This window comes from Streptomyces aureus (assembly GCF_001418135.1).
In the GTDB taxonomy this organism is placed as follows: domain Bacteria; phylum Actinomycetota; class Actinomycetes; order Streptomycetales; family Streptomycetaceae; genus Streptomyces; species Streptomyces aureus_A.
Map to the genome: position 1 here is coordinate 1 of NZ_LIPQ01000274.1, position 6,404 is coordinate 6,404.

A 6,404-nucleotide genomic window follows, 5' to 3' on the forward strand; every position below is an offset into this window, starting at 1 on the left:
GCGGGCGGCCGCCCGCCCCCGGTGGTCCCTCGGGCGGACCCCGCTCCCCGCCGTCCTGGGGCTGAGTCTCTTCCCCCGGGCCGGTGGCGACGGGGAGCTCGCGCTGGAATCCAGACTGGCCACGATGACCCCTGAGGTGCGGGCCGCCTTCGCCCTGCGCGTCCTCGAAGGACTCACCGCGCAGTCCGCCGCCCTCCTCCTCGCCGCCGCCGGCGTGGCCGCGCCCGACGAAGCCCTCCGTGCCGCCGAACGCATTCGCACCACCGTCGGCCCCGATGCCGAATCGCTCCTGCACGGCGCGGAGTTCGACCCCTGCACCGTGCAGGCACGACCGACGGACCTGCTGCGCCGCAGGCACCGGAAGCGACTCACCGCCCTCGTTGCCGCCGTGCTGCTCGTCGCGTCCACGACCGCCGTACTCACCCTGCGGCCCGAGCCGCCCACGCCGCCGACATCGGCGCCGCCCGTCGCGGGCCTCGCCGCCGCGTCCACCCGCGCGGCCGACCCCGGACTCCTGCTCCGCACGCCCGCCGACCGATGGTCCGACACCGCCCGCGTCGACCTCACCCAGTGGCCCGCCCGCGGAACGCGGACCGGCGACGCGGCTCTGCTGTCCCGCGCCCTCATCGCCTGGGCTCAGAGCACCGGCGACCGAACCGGCGTCCGGGTGAGCGTCACGCCGGGCACACCGAGGACCCCACCCGCCGCACCGGCCCGGCTGCTCTTCGCCGGCCCGGTCGACGGCTCCGCCATCGTCCTCCTGCACGACGGCGGCCGGATCATCCGGTACGCCGAGCCGTTGACCGGCCGGGACGGGGCGGTCCTCGAACTGGCCCGGGCCGACGACTCGGACGTGACCACCGGAGCGGCCGTGGCGGTGAGCAGGACACGACTCGGAGCACGGTTCCTGCTCGCCCCCTGGATCGACGAGAGCGCGGTGCGCGACCTCCTGCGGCCCGACGTGCCCGCGCGCCGGCTGGCCGTCTCCGCGGACGGCGTCACCGAACCCGTACCGGAAGCGCCGGGCGACTGCCGCCGCCTTCCCGCGCTCCAGGTGCGGTCCTCCACCCGCATCGTCGAGAACCACTCCTTCTTGCTTGCTGACCTGGGGGAGCTCAGCCCCGCGCACCTGACGTGGTCCCCGGCACCGGGGGCCGGGGCCCCGGCTCGCCAGCCACGAGAGGCGACGTCGGCGGCGGGCCTCGCCGCGTGGGCGCGTTCGGCCTGCGCGTTGCCGGCGTTGCGGGGAACCGGCGTGCGCGCCGTGAACCGCTGGGAGTTCGCCCGACAGACCCTGCCGGAGCGGGCCGGACGCGCCACCTGGACGTGCACGCGCTCGGAGAACTGGGACGGGCGCGGCCGCGCGACGGTGGCGTGGGAGGGGCAGGACGCACGCAGCCGGCCGGTGCGGGTGCCGGGCCCGGCACCCGAGGACACGGCGGCGTGCAGTCGCTTCGGCCAGCATCTGTTGGCCGGCACGTACTGGACGGCGCCGTCCGGGACGCGCTATCTCCTCGCCGCCGGGAGCCGCGCCGTGACCACGGTCACCGCCCGTGGTCCCGTTTCCGCCACCGTACGAGGACAGGTCCTGGCTGTCCGCACGAACGCGGCCGGCCAGGTGCGGCTGACCGGCACGGTGCCTGGTTCCGGTGAACTGCGGGGCTGGGGAGAGCCGGAACGGGGATCCGGCGGATCGTGACGAGAGCCGTGACCGCGAGGTGCGCCCCGTTGCGGCGCACCTCGCGATGACGCGGCGGGGTGGAGGCGATCGTGCGGGGGCATCAGTCCGGCCGCGCCCGGGCGGGACGAGCATGAGTCCGGCCGCGCCCGGGCGGGGCCGTGCATCGCAAGGCGGAGAAGGGAGGTCAGCGAACCCATTCCTTGAGGACGCCCGCAACCTGCCTGACGTCGACCCGGCCTTCGGCAACCTGCTCGACGAGGTCGATCGCCTCCTCCGCCGTCACGTCGACCGGATACCCGCAGGCGTGGAGGTAGGCGGCGGCGACCACCACGCCGTACAGCTCGTTGGAGTGCTCCAGGGCCGGGACGCGGACGAGCTGTTCCAACAGGGCGGCCGCACGGTGGTGCGGGCGCTCGTAGACCGGGACGTCCATGACGCGGAAGGCGTGGCGCGCGCGGGCGGCTTCGAGCGAGCCCCAATCGGAGATCTCCGGGTCGCCGGGGATCTCCTGCTGGGCGATTTCGAGCAGCCAGGAGAGATCGACCGTGAGTATCACGCGCGGGCCGCGATCAGGCCGCGTCGGCGCCGGCGGGGCGGCCGAAGTGCTTCGCGAAGGCCTGGCCGTGCTGGGTGACGAAGGACCGGGCGCCTTCGACGAACCGTGCGCGGGTCAGGTCGGCGTCCAGTACCCGGCCCGCGTAGTCCTCGGCGGGCACGTGCTTCTCGGCTGCGACACGTTCCAGCGCCTCGTACGCCTCATCGCTGATCTCGATCCTGATTTCGCGCGCCATGAGGACCACGGTAGCGGCCCGCCGCCTGATGCGGCAGGGGAAGCGTCGCAACCGTCCGCGAACCCCGAGGGAGAGTCGCCGCTGCCCCTGGGCGACTGCCCCGCTCGTCGTATGGGGATACGGAGGCTCTCCGGACGGTCGACGGCCGGGGCGGCCCCGCTCCCCCGCGGGCGGCATCCACGGCCCGGACCCTCGACGCTACGAACGCCACCGTAGGCCAGGGCCGCTCCAAAGAAGGGCAGCCGATGGGGCGAACGGCCGCTTCCGGAAGTGGCCCGACCGTCTGCCGAGGGTCAGACATCTCCCTGGACGAGGGCGTGCAGGTGCTCGTCATGCCATCCGTCCGCGTGCAGCAGCGCGCTGCGCATGGTGCCTTCGAGGGAGTATCCGGCCTTCTCCGCGACACGGCAGGACGCCGGGTTGGCCACCGAGTGACACAGCCGCAGGCGATGCAGGCCAAGGTCTTTCAGGGCCCACTCGCTGACACGCTTCGTGGCTTCGACCACCACGCCGCCCCCGCGTACTGCGGGGAGCACCCAGTAGACGATCTCGGCGCTGCCACCGCTGAGGTCGATGTCGCCCCACCCGATCAGGCCCACGGCCTCGCCCTCCGGTCGAGCGATGGCCCAGATGGCACTCAGCTCGGCCCGCCAGCGCTCGTGCATGCGTTCTATCCTCCGGCGGGCGTCTTCCGGTGTCTCCACCAGCAGGCGGTTCCACTGACGAACCCCGGGATCCTGACTGCCGGCCACCAGCACGGCATCGTCGGAGAGACGCCACGGGCGCAGTTCCAGGCCGCTCGGAAGGCTGAACACTGGCTGGTTCATCGTGGCCATCTGCCCTGCGGGAACAACCGCTGGTATGCGTGAATTTGAGATCATCACGGCATCCTTGCACGGCCCTCTGCCGTGAAACCGGGCGCCCGGTCGCCCAACCGCCACCCCGCGAACCCATGCGGTGACAGCACCGAGTCGTGCCCGATGGCTCGTAAATCATGTGGGCGTCAAGAAGCAGTGCGGCGATGATGCGGGCGTGTTCTACGAAGATCTCAGCGAGTACGACTACCAGGACGAGGATGCGTTCACGGACCGGGAGTCGGGCCTCTACGCGCTCTGGTACCGCCCGTCCTACACCCGCCTCAACATCGGTTGGCTGGACGCCGGTAGGCCGTACACCACGGGAACGGTTCCCACAGCGTTCGTGGAGAAGCTGAAGGCCGTCCAGGAGGTGCAGTGGATGAACGTCTGCCTCGGGGTGCACGAGTGCGATCTGTGTCCTGAGGATGAGGCTCCGGAAGGGAACGGCGAGGTACGGATTCCGGGCGGGCCCGGAATTGCCCATGCCGCTCCGTTCCTGATCACGCATTACATCACCGCGCACGGCTACCGACCGCCGCCGGCCTTCATGGATGCCGTTCTCGCTGTCGATCTCGACGCGTGGGCATCCGCGCGGTGGCCCGATGTCCCCTTTCCCTGGGTTCCGGATGATGCGGAACACATGCTCGAGTAGAGACGAGCGAGGGTCACGCACGCAGCGCAGCGGGTCCCTCTTTCGGCGTTGCCTCTCCAGGGTGAGGACGGCTGCGGCGATTGACGTCATGCGGTGGGGGCGTACACGGGACCGAAGAAGGACGCGCCAGGACTTCGGCCGCGCTGTCCCGCGTCCGACGGGTGCCCGGGCCCGGCCAGTGCTCGGTTGACGCGGGGACAGTTCGCCGAACGCGATGCCGTTTGCGCCCCGTTGTCACCCACGGACCTCATTCTGAAACGACCAGGTAGAGACACGAACGTCCAGCGCCTACGATCGCGCCCATGTCCCTCACCTCACCCATACCCGTCCTGCGTGGGTCCGGCGGAGCCGTCCTCCAATCCGAAGGCGACGACCTGGTACTGAGCCGGGCGGACGTGGAGACCCGGATCCCGCTCCAGGCCGTCCGGCGGATCCGCGCCGAGGGGAGCGCGGTCGCCGTGGAGCTCACCGCCCCGGCCGGTACGGCCCCGGCCGTTCACCGGGTCGACGGCGTGAGCGAGGCGGCGGCCACGTTCTTCGCCGACGCGGTCAACGCGACCCTGCCCGAGCGCGCCGACGAGGCCGGGGAGACCGCCGACGGTTCGGCCCTCGTCACCGTCCGTGCCTTGAGCGAGTCCCAGCAGGGATCCGAGTCCCAGCAGGAGAGGGGGACGCGCGTGCTCAGGCGCTGGGTCGGGGCCGTCGCCCTCCTGACCGTCGTGCTCACCGCGGCCGTCTGGATCGCGGCGCCGGCGATCATCGCGCTCCCGATCCTGGTCACCCTCCCCTTGGGCGCGACCGCCACCACGCTCGGCATCATGGGGCTGAGAATCGCCCGCGACGAGTGGTACCTGCCCCGGAGGGGAATCACCGTCGAGGCGGTACGGCACGAGAACATGACCGACCTGTTCGGTACGACGGGGAACTACGTGTACACGGACATGCACGGCCAGAGCCGTGCCGTGTACGCCCAGAAGCGCGCCGAGGTCATCCAGGTCGCCTACCACCCGCAGAACCACGGCAACGTGGTCGTCTGCCAGTCGTTGCTGCACAGGTCCGTCTGGACCGTCGTCTGCGCGGGCATTTTCCTCTTCGGCCTCGCCGTCGACCTCCTCGTCGTCGGCCTGGCCGTCGGCGCCTTCCTGGGCTTGTACGACGATTACGGGACCACGGTCGGCTGACCCGCGCGACCCGCGACCCCCGCGCTCCCGGCCGTGCCCACGACCTCACCGCGGCCCCACGCACCGGATCATCCGAATCTGCGAACGCCAGGGCGTCCCCGTCCTGCCGACCTCGCCCACCAGGGACCCGGACCGTGGGTGACCACCGGGCGTATCGGCCTCCCGTTCGGCGAACTGTCCCCGACCCAGCGCGCGGTCAACCGAGCACTGGCCCGGGCCCGGGCACCCGTCGGACGCGGGACAGCGCGGCCGAAGTCCTGGCGCGTCTTTCTTCGGTCCCGTGTACGCCCCCACCGCATGACGTCAATCGCCGCAGCCGTCCTCACCCTGGAGAGGCAACGCCGAAACGCTCACGGAGCGAGTCACACGGGCGTTCCGAGCACCGGAGCGAGAGCTGCCAGCAGACGGTCGGCGAGGTCGCGTCGCGCGGCAGGCGTGTCCGGGTCGAGGCCGTCGAAGCCCTTCCAGTCGACCTCGTGGACGGCACGGGCGAACATCCCGAGGTTCAGCGGCTCGTTCGGGTCACCCGGCCACTCGTCCGCCTCACGCAGCACCCTCTCCAGGAGGGCGAGTGGCAGGGCGCAGCTCTCGGCGAGGAGGACCGCGTCGTACAGGTCCTTGGCCTGCGGGTACATGTCGCAGCTCAGCCACATGAGTTTCCAGGCCAGGGATGCCTCCCGGTCCGCGGCCGCCAGGCGGACACCGGCGACCTCGGCCGGGCCCGGTGGCGTGGGGAGGCGTTCCTGGAAGACGAAGTCGAGCTGGACCTGGCCGCCGGGCAGTCCCGGGGCCGTCCACGGCAGGACCAGTCGGTGCCCGGGCACCCTCTCGTACGTCCAGATGTGCTCGGAGACGGCGCCGGCCGCCGAGATCGACAGCTCCGTGCCGCGTTCCTCGGCCAGGCGCTCCGCCGCCTCGGCGATGCCGTCGAGCATGGCGCGGGTACGCGGCTCCTCGATGCGCCAGGTCTCGGGGACGACGACGAAGTCGATGTCCTTCGGGGCACGGGCGGCCTCGCCGAACCAGGCGGTCATCAGCATGCTGCCGCGCAGCACGAGGGAGTCGGCCCACGGCGAGCCGGCGACTGCCGCGAGAACGAGTTCCAGGGCCGCACGCCGTGCCGTCTGCCAGCGGGCCCGTAGCCGGGGGTCCTCGACGACGCCGTCACCGGGACGGTAGGCCTCGTCGAACTGCTTGAGAGCCGGGTCGAAGACCAGATGCCGGACGGCCGCGTCGCCGATG

The 6,404-nt window shown here is 71.9% G+C and carries 7 protein-coding genes and 2 pseudogenes; 4 read left to right on the forward strand and 5 right to left on the reverse strand.

Features of this window, described 5'->3' with window-relative positions; all coding sequences use genetic code 11:
• The coding region (locus tag AOK00_RS22595; protein ID WP_055602122.1) for a hypothetical protein at positions 1-1,699 on the forward strand (1,699 nt) is incomplete at its 5' end.
• A gap of 166 nt (positions 1,700-1,865) precedes the next feature.
• On the opposite strand, the gene AOK00_RS22600 is transcribed toward AOK00_RS22595, so the two are convergent.
• The 3 genes from AOK00_RS22600 to AOK00_RS22610 all read right to left on the reverse strand — a co-directional run bounded on the left by AOK00_RS22600 (position 1,866) and on the right by AOK00_RS22610 (position 3,308).
• Positions 1,866-2,237: a hypothetical protein gene (locus AOK00_RS22600; RefSeq protein WP_055602123.1), complete on the reverse strand. Its 372-nt coding sequence runs from the start codon at positions 2,235-2,237 to the stop codon at positions 1,866-1,868.
• A gap of 13 nt (positions 2,238-2,250) precedes the next feature.
• Positions 2,251-2,472: a hypothetical protein gene (locus tag AOK00_RS22605; protein ID WP_055602124.1), complete on the reverse strand. Its 222-nt coding sequence runs from the start codon at positions 2,470-2,472 to the stop codon at positions 2,251-2,253.
• A 293-nt stretch (positions 2,473-2,765) separates the two neighbouring features.
• On the reverse strand, positions 2,766-3,308 hold the full coding sequence (locus AOK00_RS22610; RefSeq protein ID WP_254047461.1) for a GNAT family N-acetyltransferase: 543 nt from the start codon (positions 3,306-3,308) through the stop codon (positions 2,766-2,768).
• A gap of 160 nt (positions 3,309-3,468) precedes the next feature.
• Between AOK00_RS22610 and AOK00_RS22615 the strand changes: the two genes are divergently transcribed.
• A complete protein-coding gene (locus tag AOK00_RS22615) occupies positions 3,469-3,981 on the forward strand; it encodes a hypothetical protein (protein ID WP_254047462.1) in 513 nt (170 codons plus the stop codon).
• Positions 3,982-4,026: 45 nt separating this feature from the next.
• Here AOK00_RS22615 and AOK00_RS40535 read toward each other — a convergent pair.
• A pseudogene (locus AOK00_RS40535) lies at positions 4,027-4,228 on the reverse strand (IS5/IS1182 family transposase); the annotation flags it as partial.
• A gap of 55 nt (positions 4,229-4,283) precedes the next feature.
• Between AOK00_RS40535 and AOK00_RS22620 the strand changes: the two are divergent.
• Positions 4,284-5,162, forward strand: a complete 879-nt coding sequence (locus AOK00_RS22620) for a hypothetical protein (protein ID WP_055602126.1) — start codon at positions 4,284-4,286, stop codon at positions 5,160-5,162.
• Positions 5,163-5,179: 17 nt separating this feature from the next.
• A pseudogene (locus AOK00_RS39470) lies at positions 5,180-5,504 on the forward strand (transposase family protein); the annotation flags it as partial.
• 20 nt (positions 5,505-5,524) lie between these two features.
• On the opposite strand, the gene AOK00_RS22625 reads toward AOK00_RS39470, so the two are convergent.
• A partial coding sequence (locus tag AOK00_RS22625; protein WP_055602127.1) for a nucleotidyl transferase AbiEii/AbiGii toxin family protein occupies positions 5,525-6,404 on the reverse strand: 880 nt, incomplete at its 5' end.

Coding starts and splice junctions, on each gene's coding strand:
- AOK00_RS22620 (WP_055602126.1), top strand. CDS start 4,284: ATGTCCCTCACCTCACCCATACCCGTCCTGCGTGGGTCCGGCGGAGCC.
- AOK00_RS22605 (WP_055602124.1), bottom strand. CDS start 2,472: ATGGCGCGCGAAATCAGGATCGAGATCAGCGATGAGGCGTACGAGGCG.
- AOK00_RS22610 (WP_254047461.1), bottom strand. CDS start 3,308: ATGGCCACGATGAACCAGCCAGTGTTCAGCCTTCCGAGCGGCCTGGAA.